Annotated in this window: 26 protein-coding genes; 15 read left to right on the top strand and 11 right to left on the bottom strand. The window is 71.7% G+C overall.

All coding sequences use genetic code 11. The features are described from left to right. The first annotated feature begins 353 nt into the window (after positions 1 to 353). The 3 genes from ACFU5G_RS15510 (at position 354) to ACFU5G_RS15500 (ending at position 3,900) form a co-directional block, all read left to right on the top strand. The gene (locus tag ACFU5G_RS15510; protein ID WP_377246169.1) at positions 354 to 1,490 is read left to right on the top strand and encodes an MFS transporter; all 1,137 of its coding nucleotides are present in this window, start codon (positions 354 to 356) and stop codon (positions 1,488 to 1,490) included. Between the two features lie 40 nt (positions 1,491 to 1,530). After that, positions 1,531 to 2,907 (top strand): aldehyde dehydrogenase family protein, encoded by a 1,377-nt coding sequence (locus tag ACFU5G_RS15505; RefSeq protein WP_377246166.1) that lies wholly within the window; start codon positions 1,531 to 1,533, stop codon positions 2,905 to 2,907. A 441-nt stretch (positions 2,908 to 3,348) separates the two neighbouring features. Then, positions 3,349 to 3,900 carry a hypothetical protein gene (locus ACFU5G_RS15500; RefSeq protein ID WP_377246163.1) on the top strand — a complete coding sequence of 184 codons (552 nt, stop codon included), beginning with the start codon at positions 3,349 to 3,351 and terminating at the stop codon, positions 3,898 to 3,900. A 229-nt stretch (positions 3,901 to 4,129) separates the two neighbouring features. Here ACFU5G_RS15500 and ACFU5G_RS15495 read toward each other — a convergent pair whose 3' ends face one another. Continuing rightward, positions 4,130 to 4,513 (bottom strand): MerR family transcriptional regulator, encoded by a 384-nt coding sequence (locus tag ACFU5G_RS15495; RefSeq protein WP_377246160.1) that lies wholly within the window; start codon positions 4,511 to 4,513, stop codon positions 4,130 to 4,132. Between the two features lie 65 nt (positions 4,514 to 4,578). Between ACFU5G_RS15495 and ACFU5G_RS15490 the strand changes: the two genes are divergently transcribed. Further along, entirely contained in the window at positions 4,579 to 5,448 is an 870-nt protein-coding gene (locus ACFU5G_RS15490) for an SDR family oxidoreductase (protein WP_377246157.1), read from the top strand. A gap of 18 nt (positions 5,449 to 5,466) precedes the next feature. On the opposite strand, the gene ACFU5G_RS15485 is transcribed toward ACFU5G_RS15490, so the two are convergent. Then, the gene (locus ACFU5G_RS15485; protein WP_377246154.1) at positions 5,467 to 6,216 is read right to left on the bottom strand and encodes a MerR family transcriptional regulator; all 750 of its coding nucleotides are present in this window, start codon (positions 6,214 to 6,216) and stop codon (positions 5,467 to 5,469) included. Positions 6,217 to 6,383: 167 nt separating this feature from the next. Between ACFU5G_RS15485 and ACFU5G_RS15480 the strand changes: the two genes are divergently transcribed. Next, positions 6,384 to 6,611 carry a hypothetical protein gene (locus tag ACFU5G_RS15480; protein WP_377246151.1) on the top strand — a complete coding sequence of 76 codons (228 nt, stop codon included), beginning with the start codon at positions 6,384 to 6,386 and terminating at the stop codon, positions 6,609 to 6,611. Between the two features lie 53 nt (positions 6,612 to 6,664). Here ACFU5G_RS15480 and ACFU5G_RS15475 read toward each other — a convergent pair whose 3' ends face one another. Next, entirely contained in the window at positions 6,665 to 7,339 is a 675-nt protein-coding gene (locus ACFU5G_RS15475) for an alpha/beta fold hydrolase (protein ID WP_377246148.1), read from the bottom strand. 151 nt (positions 7,340 to 7,490) lie between these two features. Here ACFU5G_RS15475 and ACFU5G_RS15470 point away from each other — a divergent pair, with 151 nt between their 5' ends. Beyond that, entirely contained in the window at positions 7,491 to 8,063 is a 573-nt protein-coding gene (locus ACFU5G_RS15470) for a hypothetical protein (protein ID WP_377246145.1), read from the top strand. A gap of 368 nt (positions 8,064 to 8,431) precedes the next feature. Here the strand turns inward: ACFU5G_RS15470 and ACFU5G_RS15465 are convergent, their stop codons facing one another. Then, positions 8,432 to 9,373: a LacI family DNA-binding transcriptional regulator gene (locus ACFU5G_RS15465; RefSeq protein WP_377246142.1), complete on the bottom strand. Its 942-nt coding sequence runs from the start codon at positions 9,371 to 9,373 to the stop codon at positions 8,432 to 8,434. A gap of 160 nt (positions 9,374 to 9,533) precedes the next feature. Between ACFU5G_RS15465 and ACFU5G_RS15460 the strand changes: the two genes are divergently transcribed. From ACFU5G_RS15460 to ACFU5G_RS15440, 5 genes are read left to right on the top strand one after another with little or no spacing between them, the layout of a single operon-like run. Next, entirely contained in the window at positions 9,534 to 10,355 is an 822-nt protein-coding gene (locus ACFU5G_RS15460; RefSeq protein WP_377246139.1) for an ABC transporter permease, read from the top strand. After that, positions 10,352 to 11,161 (top strand): ABC transporter permease, encoded by an 810-nt coding sequence (locus ACFU5G_RS15455; RefSeq protein WP_377246136.1) that lies wholly within the window; start codon positions 10,352 to 10,354, stop codon positions 11,159 to 11,161. Before ACFU5G_RS15460 ends, ACFU5G_RS15455 begins: the two co-directional genes overlap by 4 nt. After that, a complete protein-coding gene (locus ACFU5G_RS15450; RefSeq protein WP_377246134.1) occupies positions 11,158 to 12,213 on the top strand; it encodes an ABC transporter ATP-binding protein in 1,056 nt (351 codons plus the stop codon). The genes ACFU5G_RS15455 and ACFU5G_RS15450 overlap by 4 nt, the downstream gene beginning before the upstream one ends. After that, positions 12,210 to 13,307 carry an extracellular solute-binding protein gene (locus ACFU5G_RS15445; RefSeq protein ID WP_377246131.1) on the top strand — a complete coding sequence of 366 codons (1,098 nt, stop codon included), beginning with the start codon at positions 12,210 to 12,212 and terminating at the stop codon, positions 13,305 to 13,307. The genes ACFU5G_RS15450 and ACFU5G_RS15445 overlap by 4 nt, the downstream gene beginning before the upstream one ends. Before the next feature lie 14 nt (positions 13,308 to 13,321). Then, on the top strand, positions 13,322 to 14,428 hold the full coding sequence (locus ACFU5G_RS15440; protein ID WP_377246128.1) for an adenosine deaminase: 1,107 nt from the start codon (positions 13,322 to 13,324) through the stop codon (positions 14,426 to 14,428). A 55-nt stretch (positions 14,429 to 14,483) separates the two neighbouring features. Here ACFU5G_RS15440 and ACFU5G_RS15435 read toward each other — a convergent pair whose 3' ends face one another. Then, positions 14,484 to 15,167, bottom strand: a complete 684-nt coding sequence (locus tag ACFU5G_RS15435) for an SDR family NAD(P)-dependent oxidoreductase (RefSeq protein WP_377246125.1) — start codon at positions 15,165 to 15,167, stop codon at positions 14,484 to 14,486. A gap of 91 nt (positions 15,168 to 15,258) precedes the next feature. On the opposite strand from ACFU5G_RS15435, the gene ACFU5G_RS15430 reads away from it, so the two are divergent. The 3 genes from ACFU5G_RS15430 (at position 15,259) to ACFU5G_RS15420 (ending at position 18,471) form a co-directional block, all read left to right on the top strand. Then, positions 15,259 to 16,101 (top strand): helix-turn-helix domain-containing protein, encoded by an 843-nt coding sequence (locus tag ACFU5G_RS15430; RefSeq protein ID WP_377246122.1) that lies wholly within the window; start codon positions 15,259 to 15,261, stop codon positions 16,099 to 16,101. Between the two features lie 91 nt (positions 16,102 to 16,192). Then, positions 16,193 to 17,299, top strand: a complete 1,107-nt coding sequence (locus ACFU5G_RS15425) for a GNAT family N-acetyltransferase (RefSeq protein WP_377246119.1) — start codon at positions 16,193 to 16,195, stop codon at positions 17,297 to 17,299. A 26-nt stretch (positions 17,300 to 17,325) separates the two neighbouring features. After that, positions 17,326 to 18,471 (top strand): GNAT family N-acetyltransferase, encoded by a 1,146-nt coding sequence (locus tag ACFU5G_RS15420; RefSeq protein ID WP_377246116.1) that lies wholly within the window; start codon positions 17,326 to 17,328, stop codon positions 18,469 to 18,471. 1 nt (position 18,472) lies between these two features. On the opposite strand, the gene ACFU5G_RS15415 is transcribed toward ACFU5G_RS15420, so the two are convergent. Both ACFU5G_RS15415 and ACFU5G_RS15410 read right to left on the bottom strand, forming a co-directional pair. Further along, the gene (locus ACFU5G_RS15415; protein ID WP_377246113.1) at positions 18,473 to 19,285 is read right to left on the bottom strand and encodes a TrmH family RNA methyltransferase; all 813 of its coding nucleotides are present in this window, start codon (positions 19,283 to 19,285) and stop codon (positions 18,473 to 18,475) included. Positions 19,286 to 19,461: 176 nt separating this feature from the next. Continuing rightward, positions 19,462 to 20,232, bottom strand: coding sequence for an enoyl-CoA hydratase-related protein (locus ACFU5G_RS15410; RefSeq protein WP_377246110.1), 771 nt, complete (start codon positions 20,230 to 20,232; stop codon positions 19,462 to 19,464). A gap of 60 nt (positions 20,233 to 20,292) precedes the next feature. On the opposite strand from ACFU5G_RS15410, the gene ACFU5G_RS15405 reads away from it, so the two are divergent. After that, positions 20,293 to 21,471, top strand: coding sequence for an acyl-CoA dehydrogenase family protein (locus ACFU5G_RS15405; protein WP_377246107.1), 1,179 nt, complete (start codon positions 20,293 to 20,295; stop codon positions 21,469 to 21,471). Here ACFU5G_RS15405 and ACFU5G_RS15400 read toward each other — a convergent pair. Genes ACFU5G_RS15400 through ACFU5G_RS15385 form a run of 4 tightly spaced genes read right to left on the bottom strand, consistent with a single transcriptional unit; the run spans position 21,437 to position 25,091 of the window. Further along, positions 21,437 to 22,063 (bottom strand): TetR/AcrR family transcriptional regulator, encoded by a 627-nt coding sequence (locus tag ACFU5G_RS15400; protein ID WP_377246104.1) that lies wholly within the window; start codon positions 22,061 to 22,063, stop codon positions 21,437 to 21,439. The two genes, ACFU5G_RS15405 and ACFU5G_RS15400, sit on opposite strands and share 35 nt — an antisense overlap. A gap of 34 nt (positions 22,064 to 22,097) precedes the next feature. After that, positions 22,098 to 22,934, bottom strand: coding sequence for a carbohydrate ABC transporter permease (locus tag ACFU5G_RS15395; protein WP_036964336.1), 837 nt, complete (start codon positions 22,932 to 22,934; stop codon positions 22,098 to 22,100). Further along, entirely contained in the window at positions 22,931 to 23,824 is an 894-nt protein-coding gene (locus ACFU5G_RS15390; RefSeq protein ID WP_377246101.1) for a carbohydrate ABC transporter permease, read from the bottom strand. Before ACFU5G_RS15390 ends, ACFU5G_RS15395 begins: the two co-directional genes overlap by 4 nt. Next, positions 23,808 to 25,091: an ABC transporter substrate-binding protein gene (locus tag ACFU5G_RS15385; protein WP_377246099.1), complete on the bottom strand. Its 1,284-nt coding sequence runs from the start codon at positions 25,089 to 25,091 to the stop codon at positions 23,808 to 23,810. The genes ACFU5G_RS15390 and ACFU5G_RS15385 overlap by 17 nt, the downstream gene beginning before the upstream one ends. Positions 25,092 to 25,225 lie beyond the last annotated feature (134 nt).

Raw genomic sequence — 25,225 nt, 5'->3', positions numbered from 1 at the left:
CTCATTCCGGCGTGGCGGGCCATCTGGCGCACGGTGATCTGTTCCTCGATCCCGCGTAGAAGGTCTACCCAACGGCCGACGCCGCACAGGCGCACGCGGGCGTGGAGACGGGGCGGGTCACGGGGAAGCTCGTCCTCGCCGTCCGGGGACCGCGCGACCGGCGCAGCCTGACCCTGCCAGGAGTAGGCACCGCGAACGTACGTAGAACAGGGCTCTGGGTGGCGGGCTTCCGCGATCACACACTGAGAACGAATCAGCGACGACCTCAGGGAACGACCATGACCAGTCTCACGACATCCACCCCCAGACCTACCGCAGGCGAAGGCCGTTCGGCACCCGACCGGCTTCCCGGCATGGCTCTCTTCGGCCTGTTCCTCAGCGGCTTCGTCGGCATCCTGACCGAGGCGCTGCCCGCGGGGCTGCTCCCCGAGATGAGCCGTGCACTCGACACGAGCGTCGCGCTCACGGGTCAGACGGTCACCATCTACGCCCTGGCGACCGCGGTCGGCGCCATCCCGCTCGCCCGCCTCACCGCTACCTGGCCCCGCAAGCGCGTCCTGCAGGTCGCGCTTCTCGTCGTCGCGGTCACCAACACGCTCACGGCCCTCTCCGACAGCTACGCGCTGACCATGGTCATACGGTTCGTCGCGGGCCTCGGGACCGCCATGATCTGGCCGCTGCTCGGCGGATACGCGGCAGCGCTCGCGCCCGAGGGACGCCAGGGCCGCGCGGTCGCGATCGCGCTCGCCGGGACACCGGTCTCGCTCGCCCTCGGCATCCCGCTGGGCACGGCACTGGGACACCTCGGAGGCTGGGAGCTCGCGTTCTACGTCTCGACGGCGCTCACGCTCGCGAACATCGTCTGGGTCCAGGCGACCCTCCCCGGTATCCCGGGCAGGACCAGCGGTGAGCGCCTCCAGCTGAGGGCGACGCTCCGAGTCCCGGGGCTGCGGCTGATCCTGTTCGCGCTGGCCACCTTCATGGTGGCGCACAACATCGTCTACACCTACGTCACGGACTACCTCGACGGCATCGGGATGGCCGAGCAGATCGGCTGGGTGCTCTTCGCCTTCGGCGCTACCTCGATCCTCAGCGTCGTCGTCGTCGGGGCGTACATCGACCGGCACCTGCGGATCCTGACCATCGCCAGCACCTTCGTCCTGGCGGCCAGCATTCTCGCTCTCGCGCTGCTGTCGGGCGCACCGGTCCTCGTCTACGCAGCCGCGGCGGCCTGGGGCTTCGCGTTCGGCAGTTCCCCGAGCCTGTTCGTCGGCGCCGCGATCCGGGCCACCGGCCCGGCAGCCGACGTCGCGCAGGCCATCACGATCACCGTCTTCTCCGCCTCGATCGCGTTCGGCGCGCTCGTCGGCGGGCTCCTGATCGCGGCACTGGGCACCGCGTCCATCACCTGGGTCGCACTCGCTCTCCTCCTGGCCGCGGCCGCCGCGGTGCTGGCCGGGAAGAGGTACGCGTTCCCCGGCCGGGCATGACCGTCCACCTCGCCGAGTCCCACCGCACCAAGGAGGAGCCATGAGCTTCAGCACCATCAACCCGACCACCGGAGAGCTCGTGCGCGAGTTTCCGCTGCAGACGGACGCGGAGATCTTCGAGGCGCTGTCCGTCGCGGACCGGACCTACCGCGAGGACTGGCGCCTGCGGCCGGTCTCCGAGCGCGCGGAGATCGTGGGCCGCGCCGCCAAGATTCTCCGCGAGCGGCACGACGAGTACGCGGCCCTGCCGGTCCTCGAGATGGGCAAGGTCCAAGGGTTCAGCGATTTCGAGATCGACCTGGTCGCCGACATCCTCGAGTACTACGCCGCACACGGGGAACGCCTGCTCGCCGAGCAGGCACTCCCGGACGAGCCGGGGGCGTCGCTGGTCGCGGAGCCCATCGGCGTCGTCCTGGCGATCGAGCCCTGGAACTTCCCCTACTACCAGGTGGCCCGGGTCGCCGCGCCGCAGCTCGTCGCCGGCAACGTCGTCATGATCAAGCACGCCGAGAACGTGCCCCAGAGCGCGCTCGCTCTCGCGCGGCTCTTCGAGGAGGCCGGCGCTCCCCGGGGTGCCTACACGAATCTCTTCTGCAGCGTCGAGCAGGTGGCGACCCTGATCGACGACTTCCGGGTGCGCGGCGTGACCCTGACCGGGAGTGAGCGTGCCGGGACGTCGGTCGGCGCGCGGGCCGGTGCGAACCTCAAGAAGGTGGTGCTCGAGCTCGGTGGCAGCGACCCGGCCCTGATCCTGGAGGGCGCGCCGCTCGACCACGCCGTCGACCAGGTCGTGATGGGCCGTACCTACAACTCCGGCCAGGGCTGCGTGAACATCAAGCGCGTCATCGTCGTCGGCCAGGAAAGGGGACGACAGATGTTGGCCGCCCTGAAGGAGCGCTTCGCGGCGATCGTGGTGGGTGATCCGGCCGACGAGGCCACCCAGCTCGGCCCCGTGGTCAGCGAGCGCGCGCTACAGGGCCTGCTCACGCAGATCGAGGCGGCGCAGGCGGGCGGCGCGACCATCGTGCACGGCGGCCACCGGGTCGACCGGCCAGGTTTTTTCCTCGAGCCGACGATCGTCACCGACATCGCTCCGGACAACCCGCTGTACCAGCAGGAGGCATTCGGCCCTGTGCTCTCGTTCTACGTCGTCGACACCGAGGAGAACGCGATCCGCCTGGCCAACGACACGAAGTACGGCCTCGGCGGGTACGTCTTCGACGCCGACGTCGAGCACGCCAAGGCCGTCGCCGCACAGATCGAGTCCGGGATGGTCTACATCAACTCCTGCTTCGCCGATTCACCCCGGCTGCCCTTTGGCGGCGTGAAGAACTCCGGCTTCGGCCGCGAGCTGTCCGAGCTCGGCATCGGCGAGTTCCTCAACCGCAAACTCATCCGCATAGCAAACCAGGCCTGAGCATCCAATCCAGCCACAAACTGAGCCGATCAGTTCATCCGCACCCAGCACTGCACTGCCGCCCGGCGATTCTTCGCCGGCCTAACGTGACACCCCACGCTCACCACGTCGCTGAAAAGGCGAGGATGCTGAGGCGACATTCGGACGGTGATGGTTCGGGCTGCCCCTGGGCCTCGCCCGAAGCGAGACGTCGCCGGCTCCCCGCACCCTTCACGGCAACTGGCCCGGACAATGACGGGGCCGCACAAGGGTAGGAAGAGTAGTGGGTTCCGCTGCGGCCGTCTCGCCCGGGGCGAGCCCGCCGCAGCCGAGGTGGGCGACGCCTTTCCCCGAACCAGGACCCTGGCGGCGTCCCGGCCCCCAGGTAGTCACCTGGTCCTGGGCCGAGAGGTGCGACCCGAAAGCCTCTGCGAGGCTGGTCCTCAGCCCACGGAGGAGTTCATGGGAAAGCAACTCGTATGGATCGAAGACACCAAGCGCCGCACCGAAACTCTCGCGGCAGCCACCCGCCTCGTGCAGATTGCGCGAGGGGATCCCGATCTCCCAACCGATCTGCGCCGGTTCTTGGTCAACAAGGCGATCTGGTACTGGACTGAAGATCGGACGCCGAGTCGAAAGTTCAAACTCCGATACCGCACCCGGTCAGCCCTGGACCTGCAGCAAGATCTCGGTCTCAAGGAGGCCGCTCGGCAACTTGAGCACGAACACGTTCACGAGCGGAAGAACGTCATCGATGCCCTGCTCAACGATGCACCAAGGATCGATCCGGCGACTGCGATCAGGGCCTGCGCGGCGTGCGTCGTGACGAAGCCAGAACACGTGCGGCTCCGCAATGTCAGACCGGGGACGCGAGGGTGGCTTCGATATCGCGAAGCAGAGCTCGAGGTTGTGGATCTCTTGACCGGCAGCAATGCCGACCTAACGGCTCTCGTCGCACAAGACGAGTTGCAGTGGTCTGACGCCAATGCCCACGAAGCCCACGAAACGGCTTGATCCGCGGGCGCAAACGTGTGCTACTCGGGGCACTGGAGCGCCGAAGGCGATTGCCAACTTCCTACAGGCCGCCTGGCGAAGGGCGAAGGCCCAGAACCGGGCAAGCTCGTCAAGAGCCGGATGATCGGGGCGCGCCCAAACTACGTGTGGCCTCTAGCGCTCATGTCCATCAGACGCATTTGACCCGGAAGCGAAGTGCTTCTCGGTGTGACGTCCGGGACGGTGGTGGCTAGGCCTCCGCCGAGGCGGCCGGCACCCATGGCTGCGACAACCGCTGGTACCGGGCCCGCAGCTCACGGGACTCCTGGTCCAGGTGCTCCCGCCAGCAACGCGCTGCTCGCTCCTGCACTTCGCGGCCTGGGGCCACCCCTGCCGGCAGCTTGTGCAGAACGTCCCGGATCGCATCCAGTGAGGCGCCGACGTCCTGCGACCACCGGATGAACCGCACCTGAGCCAGGGAGACGTCGTCGAAACGTCGCTGGTTCCCCGGTGTGCGCCGGCTCCTGAGCAGGCCGTGCTCATCCCAGAAGCGCACGGTCGAGGCCTTGACGCCGGCGCGCCTGGAGAGCTCGCCCACGCTCATCTCCGGCTGCTGCTCGCGGCGTTCGGTCACTGGACGAGCCTATCGAGTGACCGGCGCGTTGACTTCGACTCGGGTCGAAGTTGCACGATCCCGGCATGACTACGAGAACGGCAAGGATCTTGGTCGTCGGCGCGACGGGGAACGTCGGGGGTGCGGTCGTCCGGCGCCTGGCCGCCGGCGGGGAGGACGTGATGGTCCGGGCGATGGTCCGCACCCCGGGCTCCGCCGACCTGCCCGACGGCGTCGAGCGGGTGCGCGGGGACCTGACGGACCTCGACTCCGTACGAGCCGCGCTGCGCGACATCGATCGCGTCTTCCTGGTCTGGCCGCTGGGCGGCGGAGAGCCGGCGCGCGCGGTCGTCGACCTGATCACGGCCCACGTCCAGCGCATCGTCTACCTCTCGGCGATCGGGGTCCGCGACGACGGCGCCCCGGCCCCCGACCCGATCCTCCAGTTCCACACCGACATCGAGCAGGCGATCCGCGCCTCCGACGTCGAGTGGACGCTCCTGCGGTCCGGAGGGATGGCGGCGAACACCCTCGGCTGGGCGCAGCAGGTGCGGGAGCAGTCGACGGTCAGCTGGGTCTACGGGGACGGCGGCCGGGCGCTGGTGCACGAGGCCGACCTCGCCGAGGTCGCCGAGATCGCGCTGCTCACCGACCGGCTGGTGGGGCTCGCACCGGAGATCACCGGCCCCTCGGTGCTGACGCAGCAGGAGCAGGCGAGCGCCATCGGGAACGCCGTCGGGAGGACGGTGACCTGGGACGAGCTCCCCGCACGGGAGGTTCGTGAGGCGCTGGTGTCGGGCGGATGGGACGAGGCGACGGCCGACGGAGTGCTGACGGCCTGGGCGAGCACCGTCGACCGTCCCGAGGCGCCCACGCCGGACTTCGAGGCGATCACCGGTGCGACCGGTCGCACCTTCGAGCAGTGGGCGGTCGACCACGCCGCGGACTTCCGCTGATCCCGCCCGGGGCGCCCGTCAGTCCGGTGGGGCGGCGTCGGGCTCCCGGTCCAGCTCCGCGCGTGCGGCGAGGCTGGCTCGCCGCAGGACGTCGATCTGCGCCGGGTTGTACAGCTCGACGACGGCTTCGGCGAACATCTCCCGGGTGACCTGCTCGCTCTTCGACAGGTGCGCTCCCGGTTCGGTCAGCCAGGGGTAGCGCCGCAGCTGGCGCGCGATGTCCGGGGTGAGCTGCTCCACGACCCGCTGCCGGGTGTCCTCGTCCGCGTCGGCTGGCAGCGCGTCGAACTCGACGCCGCCGCCGGTCGGTGCCTCCTCGATCATGCGCCGCACGTCGGTCAGGGCGTCCCGGCTGTAGAGCTGGGTGTAGACGTGGAGGAGCGCGCTGTCGGCCGAGGACAGCCTGGACGCGACGGTCTCGAAGCCACGCGGGACGTCGGGCGAACCACCGTTGTCCAGGATCGCCGCGATGACCGACCGGGCCTCCACCTGGCGCTCGATGCTCGCCGCGAGCTCGGCGTCGATCTCGCGGAGCGCCGCCGACGCGTCGACGTCGCCGGCGCGGACGGTGTCGATGTCCGCGAGCGGGACGCCGAGCTCCGTGAGCCGGCGGATCCGCAGCAGGCTGACCAGGTGCCGGACCTCGTACTGCTTGTAGCCGTTGGGGCTCCGCTCGGGTTCTTCGAGCAGGCCGCGCTGGTGGTACAGCCGCACCGACTTGACCGTCGTGCCGGCCAGCTCGGCCAGTTCTCGCGTGCTCCACGCCATGAGGGTCCTTTCAACCGGCTATACATAGCATCGCAGTGCCATCTTAAATTATTCCGACGACGGCGCCGAGGCCCTGCGGCCGGTGCGTGCTCATGGTGGGCCGGAGTTGACCCTGTCCCAAGGTCACGGGCTTCACTGGTACGGCACGCCCCCCGAAAGGAACCCCCATGGACGAGTGCATCACGCAGGCCGACAGGACCAGGATGCCCAGCACCCTGTCGCTGCCCGGCTACGACGAGCAGCTGCGTGACACCCTGGACGACGCGATCCGCGCCCGGACGGTCACCGACGCGGAAGCGGACACGTACCTGTGGCTGCTTCAGGCGAACCCGGGCCGGTACACGAGCTTCGATCACCTCATCACGGTCGTTCGCCGGGTGATGACCAGCGACTGAGAACAACGGACGTCTCGCCCGCGGCAGGCTCCCTCACGTCTGCGAGACCCCATCTACCCGTGATGGCTGCCCTCGCTGGGGAGACCGGCGTAGAACTCCGCGATCGTCCGGGAGAAGAGCTCGGGCTGCTGATGGTTCCACGGGTGGCCGACGCGGGGAACGATCCGGAGCTTGGCATTCGGTATGGTCGCGGCAAGCTCTCGCGCCGCCGGCAGATTAACGAGGTCGCGGCTGCCGCACAGGACGAGGGTCGGCGCATGGATGCTGGCCAGACGCCCGCGGAAGTTCACCTCCGAGATCACCTGGAGCGCGCCGAGCCACATCGCCTTGGTCATCCACCTGCTCCTTGCCGCCCGCTCCGGCAGCAGGCGAACGCCCCGCCGTGCGATCCGCATCAGGACCGGATGGGGGCGGGCCTGACTGCCGGACAGCACGAGTGAGGCCACACGCTCCGGGAAGTCGAGCGTGAACTGCGTGGCTACCATCCCACCGAGCGACAGCCCGCAGAGGTGCGCCCGCTCGACCCCTTGCTGATCGAGCAGGTCACACAGCGCGCGTGCCGCACCGACGAACGTGAATCCACCGGGCGTTCCCGCCTGGTCGAGGCCGGGGATCTCCGGGGCCAGACCGGCGAACCCGTCGGGCAGCGCGCTGAGCTGCTCGTCCCATGGATCAGGACGAGAGCCGAGCCCAGGCAGGAACAGCACGGTGTTCGTGTCAAGGGTCATGCTGGGAACCTAGCCGAGCCGCCGGCCGGCAACCATGAGAGCGGTACAGGTCGCGCTCGAACTTCGTCACGACAGCCGGCTCTGCACGCAATCGGCGGCCACTGCCTTCTCTTTGCGGTCTCGGCTGCTCATGACTCGCGTGGACAAACGTGTGCGCGCTGCCCTCGACGTCACGCTCGCCGAGTTCAATGCACTTCGCTCGGAGATCGTCGCGCGGGTGTCGGGCCAGACCGCAAGCGTCGGCATCGGCGTGACCGCGCTCGGCGCATTTTTTACGTTCGGCAGCTCGACCGCAGCGACCTTCATTCCTGTCGCCGCGATGTGCATGAGCTTGTTGACCGCAGTGAACTGGTACTGGATTCAGTTCATCGGCATGTACATCCGCAAGCACGTCTGGCCGAGGCTCCAACAGCTTGGCGAACAGACAGAGTCGCCTGGGTGGGAGCGGTTCAGCGCAAGCCTTGCTTTCAAGCCAAAGTTCCTGCCATTCGGTGCGATGTTCGATTATGCGGCCCCGGCAACGTTCCTGACCTTCGCGGTGTTGTCGATTATTCAGACGCCTCCCACGAACGTGGCGCTGTGGGTGCTGGACATTCTCTGCGTGATCCTCATTCCCGCCGCTCCGGTCTGGATGGCGGTCACATTTCATCTTGAGGCGGAGAAGGAACTCCCGAGCCACCCGCTCGAGGCCAGGCGCCCTCGCCCGGTCAACCGGCAGACGTAGTCCCATGTCCCCCGGCGCCGGACGCGAGGGAGACGTCATGCCGCTGAGGTAGGTTGCGGCGAGTGGACAATGTCTACCGAGGGCAACCGGCCTGTCGGCGCACGCGTTTCCCTGGGAACGCCGCTGGGCGGGGGGCAAAGCGTCGAGCGGCGGAATGCAGTCACGCGATCGAAGTCGGTTGCTGTGAGTAGACATTGTCTACTCAGCGCAGCTGACCTGTCGCGCATACGTTTTCCCGGGAGCGCCATTGCCCTGGAGGCAGATCGTGCGGCACCCGGCCGGCGACGTGTTCGTGTGGCACCGACCTCACCTCCGGGCTCTTCGAGCGCCTCGGCGAGACCACGCCGTCCCGGCAGTGACGCCCGGGCTCAGCCCCGCACCGGCACCGGCAGCCGCACCTGGCGGCCGGGCTCGTCCTGCCCGTCGAGCTGCCGCGCCAGCAGGTCCATCGCGGTGCGGCCCAGCTCCTCGCCGTCCACGTCGATCGCGGGGGTGTGCTCCAGGCCGAGCGCCTCGATGACGGTGGGCTCCGTGCTCACCACCAGGTCGCGCGGCACCTCGACGCCGCGCGTGCCCAGAGCGAGCAGCAGGCCCAGCCCGATCGACGTCGCATAGGGGACGACGGCGGTCGCACCCGTCTCGACGACGGCGGGCGTCACCTCGACCCCCGCGACGAACGTCGCCGGACGGGGGCCGAGCACGGTCAGCTCCGCCCCGGCCTCGCGAGCGGCGTCCCGCACGGCGGCGGTGCGCTGCCGGTCCTGCCACGACCCCTCGGGCCCGCCCACGTAGACGATGCGCTCGTGCCCCTCGGCGGCGAGCCGGGAGGTCAGGGTGCCGAAGGCGGACGCGGTGTCGGCCACGACCGACGTCATGCCGTCGATCTCGCGGTCGACCAGCACGGCGGGCTTGGCCGCGCCCGCGCCCGCCACCAGCGTGTCGCTGCCGCGCGGCGCGACCACCAGGAAACCGTCCACCTGGCGGGCGAGCCGCTCCACGGCGCTCGCCGAGTCCAGGGCGTGCACGGCCACGGTGAGCTGGAGCCCCGCCTCCTCGGCACGCGCCTGGGCCCCGGCGATGATCGGCGTGAAGAACGTGTTGTCCAGCGTGGGGACCACGATCGCGATGATGCCGGTGCGTCCGCGGGCGAGCTCGCGCGCCGCCCGGTTGGGCACGTAGCCGAGCCGCGCGGCCGCCGCCGTGACGCGCACTGCGGTCTCGGGGGCCACCAGGCCGCTCCCGTTCAGCGCGCGCGACGCGGTCGCCTTGGAGACGCCGGCCACCGCGGCGACGTCGGACAGATCAGGCACCGTACCTCCTTTGTCGGTGGGGACACTCTAGACGGACGATGCAACCGATTCCGCCCACTCTGACCCGCGCCGTAACAGGAAGTTAACGCTGGATTGCAGGAGAGGGGTCGGTCATGCCTTAGGGTCCGATGGAACCGGTTCCATCAACGAAAGACGGCTCGTGCGAGCACGTTCCACACTTCTGCTGCTCCTGCCGGGGCTGGCGTTCCTGCTCGTCGGGTTCCTGCTGCCGGCGGTCGCGATGCTCTTCGCCCCGCCCGGCGTGACGTTCGCCCAGGTGATCGAGCGCATGGGCGCGATGCTGACCGACCCGTACGACCTCGGGATCATCTGGCGCACCGTGCGCATCGGCCTGATCGTCACGGCGCTGTGCGTGGTGCTCGGGTTCCCGATCGCGTCGCTGCTGGCCCGGTCGCAGTCCCGGTGGGCGGGCGTGCTGCTCGCGCTGGCGATCTTCCCGCTGCTGCTGAGCAACGTGGTGCGCACCTTCGGCTGGCTCGTGGTGCTCGGCTCGAACGGCGTCATCGGCCAGCTCCTGACCGGACTGGGCATCGTCGAGAAGGCGCCCCAGCTCCTGTACACCGAGCTGGCGATCGTGCTCGGCCTGGTCCAGCTCTTCCTGCCGCTGGCGGTCATCACGTGCTACTCCGCCGTCGCGCAGGTCGATCCCGGCCTCGACGAGGCGGCCCGGGGCCTGGGCGCCAGCCGCACCCGCTCCTTCTGGACCATCCTGGTGCCGCTGTCGCTGCCGGGCATCGTGGTCGCCGCCACGCTCGTCTTCGCGGGCTCCGTGACCGCCTACACGACGCCGTACCTGCTGGGCGGGTCCAGCCAGCGCATGCTGTCGACCCAGCTCTTCTCCTTCGCGAGCGTCACCGTGGACTGGGCCGCGGCGTCGGCCACCGCGATCGTCATGACGGTGCTGGTCTTCCTGGTCTCCGGGATCTCGGCGCTGGTGGGCCGGAAGGGGGCCACCTCGTGAGCCGGACCCTGAAGCTGCGCCACCCCGTGGCCGGCACGCTCGCCGTCGCGGGCTACGTGATCATGATCGTGCCCATCCTGTTCGTCGTGGCCACGGCGTTCACGGCCGGGAGCACGCTGCGCTTCCCGCCCGAGGGCCTGTCCCTGCGCTGGTTCGGCGAGGCGCTGGCCTACTCGCCGTTCATGGAGGCCGTCGTCTCCAGCCTGGAGCTCGCGGTGCTCGCCACCGCGCTGGCCTTGGTGCTGGGTGTGCCGGTCACGCTGGCGATCCACCGGGGCAAGCTGCCCGGCAAGGGGCTGCTGGAGGGCCTGTTCCTGTCGCCGCTCGTGGTGCCGGAGCTGGTCGTGGGTCTCGCGCTGTACCAGCAGCTCATGATCGGCCTGCACCTGGACAACTTCACCACCCTGCTGCTGGGCCACACCGCCCTGCTGCTGCCGTACGCCGTCCGCGTCACCGGGGCCTCGCTCGCGCTGGCCGACCCGGCGCTGGAGGAGGCGGCCCGCGGCCTGGGCGCCTCGCCGATCAGGGCCTTCGTCACCGTCACCCTGCCGATGCTGCGGCCGGGCCTCATCTCGGCGGGGCTGCTCGGCTTCGTCACCTCGTTCAACAACGTGCCGCTGTCGCTGCTGCTGCAGACCCGCGACTTCCGGACGCTGCCCGTCACGATGCTCGACTACGTCCAGCAGAGCTACGACCCGATGGTGGCCGCCGCCTCCACGCTCGTGCTCGCCGCGACGGTCGTCGTCGCCGTGATCGCCGAGCGCACGGTCGGCTTCGCCAAGATCTTCGGAGGGATCAACCGATGACCACCCCCGCCGCCGAGCTCGTCGGCGTCTCCCAGCGGTTCGGCAGCTTCACCGCCGTCGACTCGATCGACCTGCGCATCCCGCGCGGCCGCCTGACCACGCTGCTCGGCCCCAGCGGCTGCGGCAAGACCACCACGCTGCGCATGCTCGCCGGGTACGCGACGCCGACGTCGGGCCGCATCCTGATCGACGGTCAGGACGCGACCCGCACGCCGCCGGAGAAGCGCGACCTGGGCATGGTGTTCCAGTCCTACGCGCTGTTCCCGCACCTCACGGTCGCCGACAACGTGGCGTACGGCCTGGCCATGCGCAAGGTGCCGGCGCCCGAGCGGCGCCGCCGGGCGGCCGAGGCGCTGGAGCTCGTGGGCCTGGGGCACCTGGGCGACCGCAAGCCCAAGCAGCTCTCGGGCGGCCAGCAGCAGCGCGTCGCGCTGGCCCGCGCCGTCGCCATCCGTCCGCGCCTGCTGCTTCTGGACGAGCCGCTGTCCAACCTGGACGCGCGGCTGCGCGTGCAGATGCGCGCCGAGATCCGCCGCATCCAGGCGGAGACCGGGCTCACGGTCGTCCTGGTCACGCACGACCAGGACGAGGCCCTGGAGATGTCCGACGAGATGGTGCTGATGCGCGCCGGCAAGGTCGTGCAGACCGGCGCGCCCCGCGACGTCTTCCCCGCGCCGGCCGACCGGTTCGTCGCCGAGTTCCTCGGCTACGAGAACTTCCTGACCCTCGCCGACGGCCGGCAGGCCGCCGTCCGCCCCGAGCACCTGCGCGTCCTGGCCGCGGACGCCCCGCTGGACGGGCAGGCCGACGGCGCCGTCGTGCTGGACGCCGTCGTGCGCGACGTCGCCTACCGCGGCGTCGACGTGCTCGTGACCTGCGAGGCCACCGACCCGGCCGGCGCCACCGTGCGCCTCGTCGCCGACCACCGCGCCGACCACACCGCTGCCGGGGCCGGACCCGCCCCGACCGCCGGCGACCGCGTCCGCCTGCTCGCGCCCACGGCGCGGCTGGCCCCGCTGACCGCCGAACCCGCAACCGAAGGAATCTCATGACCCACGCCGTGCCCGCCCGCCGCCTCGCGGCCCCGACCGCCCGCCGCTCCGCGGCCGTCGTCGCCGGCCTCGCGGCCACCGCCCTGCTCGCCGCCGGCTGCTCCGCCGGGGACGACGCCGCGGCCGAGGACACCATCGTCGTGTCCACGTTCCCGTTCGGCGTCGAGGAGTTCCAGGAGGCCGTGATCGACCCGTTCACCGCCGAGACCGGGATCAAGGTCGAGGTGGAGACCGGCTCGAACGCCGACCGGCTCTCGCAGCTCCAGGTGGCGGGCGACAGCTCCGGCATCGACGTCATGCTGCTCTCCGACTACTACGCGGCGCTTGGCCAGGAGACCGACCTGTTCCAGCAGGTCGACGCCGCCAAGGTGCCGGCCCTGGACGAGATCGCCGACTTCGCGCTGGAGGACTCCTACGCCGGACCCGCCTACAGCTACCAGCTCAACGGGACCATCTACTCGACCGAGGCCCTGACGACCGAGGAGGCCGCCGACTGGGACCTGTACGGCGACGCCGCGCAGTCCGGGAGCCTCGCGCTGCCCGACATCTCGGTGACGGCCGGCCAGCTCATGATCTCGGGCGTGGGCGAGACCTACGGCGACGGGCCGTACGACATCGACACCGCGCTGGACACCCTCGGCGGCTGGGCCCCCGGGATCCTGCAGTTCTACTCGTCGTCCACCGAGGTGACGAACCTGCTCACCCAGGGTGAGATCGTCGCCGCCGACTCCCTGAGCGGCTTCGCGACCGACCTGGTCGCCTCGGGCGAGCCGTTCGCGTGGACGCCGCCGGCCACCGGCCGGTACATGGCCACCAACCGCGCCATGATCCCCGCGGGCGCCCCCAACGTCGACGGCGCGCACCAGTTCATCGACTACCTGCTCTCGGCCGAGGCGCAGACGAAGTCCGCCGAGCTCGTGGGCGACCTGCCGGTCAACCCGGACGCGACCGTGCCGGACTCCATCTCGGCCGTGGTCGGCGACATCGCGGCCGACCCGGTCGCCGCCGGCTACACGACGCTCGACCCGGCGGAGCTGGTGCCCACGCGCGGCGAGTGGGTGGACCGGTTCGCCCGTGAGGTGACGGCCGGCTGACCGGGCCCGACACCATGACGAGCACTGACACGAACACTGAGACCGGCACCGCGCTCGACCGCATGCCCAAGGTCGACCTGCACTGCCACCTCATCGGCACGGTCCGGGCCAGCACCTTCGCGGAGCTGGCCCGGCGCGAGGGCCTCGACCTGCCGGCCGAGCCCGAGCGCATCTTCGCCGACATCAACTCCCTGCCGCCGGACCCGGACCTGTACCGCGACACGCGCGTCCCCGTGCCGCAGGGCCGCAGCGCCGACGAGCCCGAGGTCTCCTACTCGCTGTTCCAGGCCTCCCGCTGGGTGACCCAGGTGCTGCGCGACGCCGACGACCTGACCCGCATCACGTACGAGGCGTTCGAGGCGGCGCACCGCACGAGCGCGACGCGCCACCTCGAGGTGTCCTTCGACGCCGTGCCCGAGCACCTGGCCGCCCTGGGCTACCTCGGCTCCGTCGAGGCGTACGCCGAGGGCATCCGGATGGCGGAGCGCGACTTCGGCATGTCGGGCCGGCTCATCGCGGCGATCGACCGGTCCGGCTCCGGCGAGGACGCGCTGGAGCGCGTGCGCACCGTCGTCGACCACCCGCACGAGTACGTCGCGGGCATCGGCCTGGACAACCTGGAGACGGCGGGCCCGCCCGAGCGCTTCGCGGCGGCCTACCGGCTCGCCGGCGAGGCGGGCCTGGGCCGCACGGCGCACTCGTCCGAGCACGCCCCGGTCGCGGTCAACACGATCACCTGCCTGGACGTGCTCGGCTGCGACCGCATCGACCACGGCTACTTCGTCCTGCAGGACGACGACGTCGTGGCGCGGGTGCGCGACGAGCAGGTGCCGTTCACGGTCATCTCGACGACGTCGCGCCGCTCGTGGCGGCCGTGGCGGCGGGCCTCCATCGCCGCGATGCTGGACGCGGGGCTGAACGTGATCCCGGCGTCCGACGACCCGGGCATGTTCCCCACCACGCTGGCGGGGGAGTACCGCATCCTCGCCGACGACCTCGCGGTCCCGGACGAGCGGCTGCGCGCGATGGCGCTGGCCGGCGTCGAGGCGGCCTGGCTGCCGCCCGCCGAGAAGGCGGCGCTGCGCACGCGGTTCGAGAAGGAGCTCGCGGACCTCGTCTGAGGCCTGAGGCCGGACGGCGGGCCGGGGAGACCCGGCCCGCCGGCTCGCCCTGGGGTCAGAACCGCAGCATCCCGTACTCGTCCTGGAGGGTGCCGGTCGGACCGTCCGGCCCGAGCGTCGCCAGCCGCGCGACGACGGCGGCGCTCTGCTCGGGTGACCGGCCGATGCCGAACGACGCCGTCATGTCCGTGGCGGCCGTACCGGGCTCCAGGGCGTTGAACCGGATGCCGGGGTGCGCCTTCGCGTACTGCACGGTCAGCATCGTGGCCGCCGCCTTGGACGCCGCGTACAGGGCGATCGGCAGGCCGTGCTCCGGCCGCTCGGGGTTGGTCACGGCCCAGAACGACCCGAGGCTGCTGGACACCGTGACCACGTTGGGGCTCTCCGACCTGCGCAGCAGGGGGAGCGCCGCCTCGGTGACGCGCACGATGCCCACCGCGTTGGTGTCGAACGACCGCAGCGCGGTGGGGCCGTCCAGCGTGGTGTCCAGGACGCCCGCGTTGTGCACCAGGACGTCGAGCCGGCCCGCCTCCGCGTCGATCGTGGCCAGCGCGGCCGCGACCGAGGCGTCGTCGGTCACGTCGAGCTGGACGAACCGCGCGCCGAGCTCCGCGGCGGCCTTCTCGCCGCGCCCGGCGTCCCGGGCGCCGAGCCAGACGTCGTGGCCCCGGGCCAGCAGCAGCCGGGCGGTCTCGAAGCCGATGCCCTTGTTGGCCCCGGTGATCAGCGTGACGGTCATGCGTTCCTCCAGAAATAGGCGGCCCGGTCGGGCCGTTAGGAACGCTATGAGCGGCGACACCGACCAGCCAGGACCCGGGCGAGACCAGGGTGTGGCAGGACCCCCTCTCCGCGAGCGGACCAACCCGCTGGGAGCGTACCTGCGGGCGCGGCGCGAGCTGGTCACGCCCCGGCAGGCGGGCCTGCCCGAGGCGGGCCGACGGCGCGTGCCCGGGCTGCGGCGCGAGGAGGTCGCGATGCTCGCCGGCATCAGCGCCGACTACTACCTGCGGCTGGAGCGCGGCCGTGACCGGAACCCGTCCGTGCAGGTGCTGGAGTCCCTGGCGCGCGTGCTCCACCTCGACGACACCCACCTCGCCCACCTGCGCACGCTCGTCGCCGACGCGCCCGGGCAGCGCGTCCGGCAGCGCGGGCACCGGCCGGGGGAGGAGCCCGTGCCCGACGGCGCGCGCAAGCTCCTGGACTCCCTGGTGCAGCCGGCGTTCATCGAGGGCCGGTACTTCGACATCGTGGCCTCCAACGCCCTGGCCCGCGCCGTCGACCCGCGCCTGGACGTGGGCGGCAACCAGCTCCGCGACCTGTTCCTGGACCCGGCCGTCCAGGCCCTGTACCCGGACTGGCAGAACGTCACCGAGTGCTTCGTGGCCAGCCTGCGACAGTCGGCGGGCACCGACGTCGACGACCCGCGGTTCGTCGAGCTCGTCGGGCAGCTCTCCGCCAGCGCGCGGTTCCGCGAGCTCTGGGCCCGCCACGAGGTGCGCGGGCAGCGTGGCACCCCGCTGCGGATCGACCACCCGCAGGTGGGCGAGCTGACCGTCAACCGGGAGCGGCTCGGCATCGGCGGCGCCGAGCACCTGATGCTCGTCGTCTACCACCCCGACACCGGGTCCGACGACGCCGACAAGCTGGCGCTGCTGGCGTCCGCGAGCGCGTAGCGCGCGTCCTGCCCGCGCAGCCCGCGTTCTCACCCGCATCGGGACCGGAAATCCCGTGGCCCACGGCACTCCCGTCGCTTAGCGTGACGGCATGTCCCCACCCGTACGCGCGACCATCGGCGACCGCGCGGCTGCGCCGCCCGTCCTGCCCCACCCGACCGCGGGCGGCCTCACCTGGCGTCCCTGGACACGCGCCGACGTGCCCGCGCTGACGGCGCTCATGCGCGCCGTCCAGGAGGCCGACGGCCGCGACTGGTTCACGCCCGCCGAGGAGATTGCCGAGAGCTTCGACGCCCCGGTGTTCGACGCCGACGCCGACACCCTCGTCGGGCTGGACGCCGACGGCGCGCTGCTGGCCTACGCCTGGGTCGAGCGCTTCCCGACCGACGGCGTCGACCTGCTGCGGGCCAACCTGGTCGGCGGTGTCCACCCCGACCGGCGCGGCGAGGGCATCGGCACCCAGCTCCTCGCCTGGGCCACCGGCCGCGCCCGGCAGGCGCTCGCGGCCGCGGACGGCGACCCGCGGCTGGCCGGGCTGCCTGCACGGATCGCCGTGGACCTCCTGGACACGGACCCGCCCGAACGCCGTGACCTGCTGCGCGCCGGCGGGTTCGAGCCCGTGCGCTACTACGCCAACCTGCTGCGCGACCTGAGCACAGGCGTCCCCGCGGTCGGCCTGGAGCCGCCCCTGCGGCTGGTCCCGTGGTCCGACGCCCTGGAGGACGCCACCCGCCTGGCCCGCAACGACGCGTTCCGGGACCACTGGGGCAGCCAGCCGCGCACGCCCGAGTCCTGGCGGGCGCACCGCAGCTCGTTCGCGCCCGGCTGGTCCTTCGTCGTCGTCGACGAGTCCGTGCGCTACCCGGGCTCCGAGCACGAGGCACCGGGGGACACGACGGTGGCGCCAGGCACGCCGTACGTCGTGGGTCTGCACCGGGCCGGGCGGTACGAGCACGACTGGGCGACACAGGGCTACACCGCCGGCTACACCGAGCTGCTGGGCGTGCGCCGCGCCTACCGCGGCCGCGGCATCGCCGTCGCGCTGCTCACCCACGCCATGCGCGTCTACGCCGGCGAGGGCATGCAGCACGCCGAGCTCGACGTCGACACCGACAACCCGACCGGCGCCCCGGCCCTCTACGCCCGGCTGGGCTACACCAAGAGCGACGGCTCGACGCTGTACGCCATCGAGCTCTGAACCACACCGAACCTGAAGGAAGCACCATGACCACCGAGACCGACGGTCCCGCGCCGACCACCCCGGCCCCTGCCACGCTGGCCCCGATAGTCGAGCGCGCCGCCGCCCCGGCGGCCGTGACCGTGCCTACCGCGGGCAGCCTCACGTGGCGCCCCGCCACGCGCGAGGACGTGCCCGTGTGGCTCGCGCTGCGCAACCACATCGCCCGCGCCGACGCCGAGCCGTACGTCGAGACCGCCGAGGAGCTCGAGGAGATCTTCGACGGCACCTGGCGCGACATGACCCGCGACTCCCTGCTCGGCTTCGACGCCGACGGCGCCCTCGTGGCCTGGGGCTACGTCGTGAGCCCGCCCGGCGACGTCACCACGGTGCGCGCCTTCACCTGGGGCGGCGTGCACCCCGACCGCCGCGGCGAGGGCATCGGCCGCGAGGTGCTGGCCTGGTCGATCGGCCGCGCCCGGCAGCTGCTCGTGGCGTCGGGCAAGGACGTGCCCGCCCGCATCGCCGTGTTCGCCGAGGACAACGGCCCGGCGAGCAAGCAGCGCCTCTACGAGCGGGCCGGAATGTCGGTGCGCCGCTACTACTCCGACCTCGCGCGGCCGCTGACCGGGCCCGACGTGCCGCCGGTGCCCGACGTCGCGCTGACCGGCTCCCTGCGCCTGGTGCCGTGGTCCGAGGATCTGGCCGAGGCCGCGCGCCTGGCGCACAACGACGCGTTCCGCGACCACTGGGGCAGCCAGCCGCAGAACCGCGACCAGTGGTCCGAGCGCGCCGGATTCGCGCCGCAGTGGTCTTTCCTCGTCGTCGACGACGCCCCCGACGTCGACGCCCTGCTCGCCTCGCCCGACACCGACCCCGAGACCGCCGCCGCGCTCCGGGCCGGCGAACCGCTCGTGGTGGGCTACGAGCTGGCCGGCCACTACCCCGAGGACTTCGCCGTGCGCGGGTACTCGTTCGGGTATACCGACATCCTCGGCGCGCGCCGCGCCTACCGGGGCCGCAAGGCCGCGCTCGCGGCGCTCGCGGCGGGCATGCGGGCCTTCGCGGCCGACGGCATGGAGTACGCCGCGCTCGACGTCGACACGGCGAACCCGAGCGGGGCGCACGGCCTGTACGCGAGCCTGGGCTACACCAAGACGACGGGCTCGCGCATGCTCTCGATCGAGCTCTGAGCTACTGGGCCAGCCGCTGGCGGCGGGCCTCGTAGAGGACCACCGTGGCCGCGTTCGCGGCGTTGAGCGAGCTCGCCGACCCCGTCATCGGGATGCTCAGCGTCACGTCCGCGGCGTCGCGCCACGACTGGGTCAGGCCCGCGGTCTCGTTGCCGACCAGGAGCAGCACGGGCTGGGTCAGGTCGTACGCGGAGACGTCGGCGTCGCCCTGCTCGTCCGTGGCCACGACCACCAGGGGCAGCCCGGCGGCCCGGCGCGCCGCGACCCAGTCCATGACCTCCGCCGTGGACGGCGACCGCACCACCGGCGTCGCGAAGAAGGACCCCGTGCTGGCCCGCACCGACTTGGGGTCGTAGGCGTCGGCGGCGTGCCCCGTGGTGATCACGCCGTGGGCGCCGAACGCGTCGGCCGACCGCACGATCGCGCCGATGTTGCCCGGCTGGGTGGGCCGGTCGAACACGACCCCGAGGAAGTCGGGCCCGGCGTCGATGCGGTCCAGGTCGTCAGGCCGCATCGCGAGCACGGCAAGCAGCTCGGCGTCCTCCTTCTCGGCGAGCTCGGCGAGCAGGTCGGGTGCCATCTTGACGTGCTCGGTGTGCGGGTGGGCCGCGAGCAGGTCCCGGGCCCACTGCGAGAGCCGGCGCTCGGCGTCGTACAGCAGGGCGCGGACCTCCCAGCCGTGCTCGACGGCCATGGTGATCGGCCGCACGCCCTGCACGAGGAACTCGCCCGCGCGGTGCCGCTTGTTGCGGTTCGTCACGAGGGTCGTCAGCTGCTGGAAGCGTGCGTTGCGCTGGGAGATCCGGGTAGCCACGCCCCCATCCAACACCGTCACGGCCGACACCGTCGCAGCCGAGCCGGGATGGTGCCGCGGAACGTGTACGCATGCGAGGTCGGTTGCGCTGCGTAGACATTGTCTACGCAGCGCAACACACCCCGGATTCGTGTAGTTGCCCCGCGGCCGTTCCCGTGTCGACGTCGCCCCGCGGCTCAGCGCGCCAGCAGCTTCTCCATCGCGGCTCGCGCGGGCTCGGAGGCGAACAGCCGCGCGGAGGCGTCGACGACGTCGTCCACGTGCGCGTCGAAGCGGGCCAGGGTGTCCGCGTTGAGCAGCTCCTTGGTCGCGGCCAGCCCCTGCGGGTCGGCGGCGCTCAGGCCCGCCAGGACGGCGTCGACCTCGGCGTCGAGGTCGGCCGCCGGGACCGAGCTGGTCACCAGCCCCCACCGCGCCGCCTCGGCGGCGGTGAACTGCGCCCCGGTGAGGAACGTGCGCTGCGCGGCCCGCGGCGACATGCGCGGCAGCACCGCGAGCGAGATGACGGCGGGCGCGAGCGCCAGGCGGGCCTCGGTGAAGGCGTAGGTGATGTGGTCGGCGCTGACCGCGACGTCGCACGCGGCGACCAGCCCGATGCCGCCGGCCCGCACCGGCCCGTGCACGCGCGCCACGACGGGCTTGGGCAGGGCGAGCAGGTCGCGCAGCACGTCGGCGAGGCGGCGCGCCGAGGCGGTCATGCCGTCGGCGAGGGCCTCGGTGAGGTCGGCGCCGGAGCAGAACGCGGGGCCGCTTGCCGCCAGCACCACGGCGCGTACGTCGTCGTGCGCGGCGCGGTCGAGGGCGGCTCGCAGCTCGTCGAGCAGGGCGAGGGACAGGGCGTTGCGCCGCCGGGGCGCGTCGAGCGTGATGCGGGCGTACGGGACGGGCGGCGCGTCGGTTCGCGACGGCGCTACGACGTCGTAGGTGACCTGGTTGTGGTCGGTCATCGAGAAGTCCTCCGGGTGGGGCCTGGCGCTGTGAGGTTAATGGTGGTTAACCTCTGTGACATGCGCAACATGCATACCTCACCAGAGCACCCGGAGCACACCAAGCTCCGGGACGCGGTACGTGACTACGCCGACCGCGAGATCGCGCCCCACATCGCCCGATGGGACAGGGAATGTCGCCTGCCCGTCGAGGTGGTGCACCAGATGGGGGAGCTGGGCCTGTTCGGCCTGACCGCCCCGGAGGAATACGGAGGGTCCGACCTCGGGCTCACCGGGCTCAGCATCGCCGTCGAGGAGATCGGCCGCGTGGACCAGTCCGTCGGCATCACGCTCGGGGCCGGCGTCGGCCTCGGCGTCGGCAGCCTGCTGGCCTACGGGACCGAGGAGCAGAAGGAGACCTGGCTGCCCGACCTGATCGCCGGCCGGACCCTCGGCTCGTTCGGTCTGACCGAACCCGGCGCGGGCAGCGACGCCAACGCCATGGCCACCACCGCCGAGCTGACGGACGGCCAGTGGGTCATCAACGGCGCCAAGCAGTTCATCACCAACTCCGGCACGCCGATCACCAGCCTCTGCACCGTCGCGGCGCGCACCGGCACCCGGCCGGACGGCAGCCCGGAACTCTCCGCGATCATCGTCCCCAACGACACCCCGGGGTTCGTCGTCGAGCCCCTGCACGACAAGATGAGCTGGCGCGCCTGCGACACCCACCCGCTGCGCTTCGAGAACGTGCGCGTGCCCGAGGCGAACCTGCTGGGTGAACGGGGCAACGGCTTCAAGCAGCTCATGCTCTGCCTCAACACCGGCCGCGTGGCCGTGGCGGCGCTCGCGACCGGCTGCATCCAGGCCATGCTCGACCTCACCGTGGAGCACGCCGGCGTGCGCCCCACGTTCGGCGGGCCGATCGGCCGCAAGCAGGGTGTGGCGTTCCAGATCGCCGACATCGAGGTCATGCTCCAGGCCAGCCGGGCGCTCACGTTCCGGGCCGCGGCGCTGAAGGACTCCGGCGCCCCGCTCGACGAGTTCCGGCGTGCCTCCTCGGTCGCCAAGCTCTACGCCACGGAGTCGGCGGTGACGGCCACGCGCATCGCGGCGCAGGTCTTCGGCGGCTACGGCGTCATGGAGGACGGGCCGATCGCCCGGTTCTACCGGGACGCGAAGGTGCTGGAGATCGGCGAGGGTACGTCCGAGCTGCAGCGCATGCTCATCGCGCGGGGGCTGGGCCTGCCGGTGGAGTGACGCCTCCGGCCGGAGCGAGCCCTCCGGCCGGAGCAAGCCCCGCCGGGGCGAGCAGGGCCGCGTGCGCCATGCGGGTCAGCAGGGCCCGCATGGCGGCGCGCCCGATGCGCGCGCTGTGCGGCGTGGAGTTGAGCAGGCCGAAGGCGGCCTGCACGGCGGCCCGCGCCTCGGTGGCGCCGAGGTCGGGGCGCAGGGGGCGCAGCGCGTCGGTCCAGACGTCGATGTAGGCGAGCTGGTGCTTGCGCACCTGGGCACGGGCCTCCGTGCCCAGGGCGCCCCACTCACGCTCCTGGATGACGATGAGCGCGGGGTTGTCGAGCGCGAAGTCGGCGTGCCGGTCGATCAGCGCGGCGAGCGCGCCGTCGGCCACCGCGGGGTCGGGCAGCAGCTCGCGCGCCCCGGCCAGGAGCTGGTCGGAGGCGTGCAGCAGGCACTGCCCGAGGATGTCCTCCTTGCTGGCGAAGTGCTTGTACAGGGCCGGGCCGGAGATGCCGACGGCCGCGCCGATGTCGCCCATGGAGACGCCGTGGAAACCACGGGCGGCGAACAGGTCGGCTGCCGTGCTCAGGATCTGCTGCCTGCGCGGGGTCACCGGTGCAGTCTACGAGCGCGGCCGTCGGCGGCGGCTACTTGATCCCCGTGCTCGCGATGCCCTGCACGAAGGTGCGCTGGAACACCAGGAACACCACGAGCAGCGGCACGACGGCGACGGTCGCGACCGCCATCACCGCGCCCCAGGGGGAGGTGAACGCGGGGTTGTTGGTCAGCGTGGACAGCCCCACGGGCACGGTCAGGCTCTCGTTGCCCTGCAGCACCACCAGCGGCCACAGGAAGTCGTTCCACCGGTTCATGAACCCGAGGATGACGAGCACGCCCACCAGCGGCCAGCAGGTGGGGAGCACCACGCGGAAGAACGTGCGCAGCTCCCCGGCGCCGTCCAGCCGGGCGGCCTCGATCAGCGCGTCGGGCACGCCGAGCATGAACTGCCGGGCGATGAAGATGCCGACGACGTCGAACAGGGTCGGCAGGATCACTGCCCACGGCGAGTCGACGAGCCCCAGGCGCGCCGTCACGAGGAACGCGGGCACGAGCGTGACCTGGATCGGGATCATGATCGTCACCAGGAACGCCGCGTACAGCAGCCCGCGGCCGCGGAACCGGTACTTGGCCAGCGCGTACCCGGCGCCGAGCGACACGCACACCGACAGCGCGGTGCCCACGGACGCCACGAAGAACGAGTTGCCGAGCCACTGCCAGACGGGCTGCTGGGCGAACACCTCCGTGAAGTTGTCCGTGGTCGGCGCGTCGGGCCACAGGTAGAACTCGCTGCTCTGCGACTGGCCGCCCGGCGTCAGGGCCGAGACCACCATCCAGTACAGCGGGAACACGACGAGGGCGGCGACGGCGGTCAGGGCCGCGGTGAGCAGCCAGCGCCGGGTGCGTCGTGCGCTGGTCCGGGTCACAGGAGCTCCTCCGCTCGCTTGGTGGCTCGCTGCCGCAGCAGCGTGAACACCAGCAGGATCAGCACGAGGAGCAGGCCGAGCGCGGCCGCGTACCCCATGCGGGCGTCGGCGAACGCCGACCGGAACACGTACTGGATGAGCACGGTGGTCGAGAACCCGGGGCCGCCGCCGGTCATCACGTAGATGACGTCGAAGGCCTGGAGCGAGAACACGACGTTGAGGATGAGCAGGATCGACGTGGTCGGCGCCAGCATCGGCACGGTCAGGCGCCGGAACCGCTGCCAGCCGCTCGCGCCGTCGATCGCCGCGGCCTCGCGCAGCTCCGCCGGGATCGACTGGAGCGCCCCGAGGTAGATCACCATGCAGAACCCGATCCGGGTCCAGACCACCACGACGATCAGCGTGAGCATCGCGGTGCGGGGCGACGTCAGCCACGGCAGACCGCCCAGGCCGAGGGCGGCCAGCGCGTTGTTGGCCACGCCGTAGTCGGGGTTGAAGATCCAGGACATGATGACGCCGACCACGACGCCGGCGGCGACCATCGGCACGAAGAACAGGGCGCGCAGCACGCCGCGCCCGGGTAGCGGCCGGTTCAGGGCGACGGCCAGCGCGAGGCCGACCGCCATCGCGGTGGGCACGGTGCCGGCGGTGAAGAGCACCGTGTTCCACAGCGCGGTGCGCAGCAGGGGGTCGCCCAGCATCGTCTGGTAGTTCGCGGCGCCGACCCACTCGCCGTCGCCGAGCGTGGCCGTGTCCTGGAAGGACAGGGCCACGGCGATGACGATGGGCAGCAGCGAGAACGCCAGGAAGAGCAGGGCGGCGGGCCCGGCGAAGACGTACGGCGCCCAGCGGGCGCGCCGCCGGGGCGGGGCCTCAACGTGTGGTGACACTGCGCATCGCCTCCGTCATCTGGGCGCCTGCCTGCGCCGGGGTGAGCTCGCCGAGCAGGCACAGGTCGAGGTAGTCGGCGAACACCGAGTTGAGCGAGCTGAAGTACCGGCCGGACTCCGCCCGGACCATCGACAGCGGGATGGTCCCGGCCTGGTCGATGAACTGCTGCATGGTGTCGGCGTGCCGCTCGTAGCCGATGTCGGCGGCGTCGAGCGAGGACCGGGCGGGCAGCCAGTTGCCGCGCCGGCAGAACTCGATCACGTTGGCGCGGCTGGTGATGTGCGCGACGAGCTCGGCGGCCAGCTCCGGGTACTTGCTCGACCTCGTGACGGCCAGGGCGTTGCCGCCCAGGTCGGACGCCTCGCCGGTGTTGCGGATCATGGGCGCCGTGCCCCACTCGTCGGGCAGGCCCTCGTCGAGGGCCGCTATCGACTCCGGGTTGTCGAGCATCAGCCCGATCTGCCCGGTGAGGAACAGGTCGCGGGCCACGGCGCCGCCGCCGGACTTGCTCATGTTCGCCGGCGACACGAGGCCCTCGGCGTACCAGCGGCGGCCGAAGTCCAGGGCCTCGATCGCCTCGGGGCTGTCCATGGAGGGCGTCTCGCCGTCGTCGCCGAGAAACGCGCCGCCGTTCTGGTAGACGATCGGCAGCCAGCGGTACGCCGTCTCCGGGCCGCTCCAGCCGTAGCCGAACCCGTAGCCGCCGGTCACCTGGCGGGCCTCGCGGGCGATCTCGAGGAACTCGTCCCAGTGCCACGCCTCGTCGAGCGAGGTCGGGGCCGTGACGCCGATCTGGTCCAGCACGCCCCGGTGGTAGTAGGTGATGAAGTTGTCGGTGTGCTGGAAGACGCCGAACAGGCCGTTTTCCTTTGCGCCGATCGCCCAGAACGGTTCCGACCAGTCGTCCTGGTAGTCGGCGGGCACGGCGCCCGTGAGGTCCACCAGGCTGCCGTTCGCGGCGTAGCGGCCGATCTGCTGGGGCGTGATGCGGATGATGTCGGGCGCGAGGTCGGCCGCGAGCCGCGTGATGAACCACTGGTGGAACTGCCCGGTGGTCACCTCGACCGCGACGCTGGTGCCGGGGTGGTCGGCCACGAACTCGTCGGCGATCGCCTGGTAGGACTCCAGGTCGAGCGGGATGTTCCACGAGGACAGGCGCAGGTGCTTGGTCCCGGTCGGGGCGCCGGAGCAGGCCGCGAGCGCGCCCGCCACGCTGATCCCCGCGACCGCGATGAACGCGCGGCGGGACAGCCCATGGGTCGGCATGTCGTCTCCTCTTCGTCGAGGGTGGTGCTGGTCTTGTCGTGTCTCGGTCGGGGCCGGTGCCCCGGGCGCCGTCGCCCGGGGCCCCCGGTGGTCAGCGGACCAGGGGCGCGGGCAGCACGGCTGCGGGGGCCGCC

This window comes from Promicromonospora sp. NPDC057488, from assembly GCF_042802395.1.
Taxonomy (GTDB): domain Bacteria; phylum Actinomycetota; class Actinomycetes; order Actinomycetales; family Cellulomonadaceae; genus Promicromonospora.
Note: the sequence above shows the minus strand (reverse complement) of the source record. Positions and strands in the feature narration are given on the sequence as shown.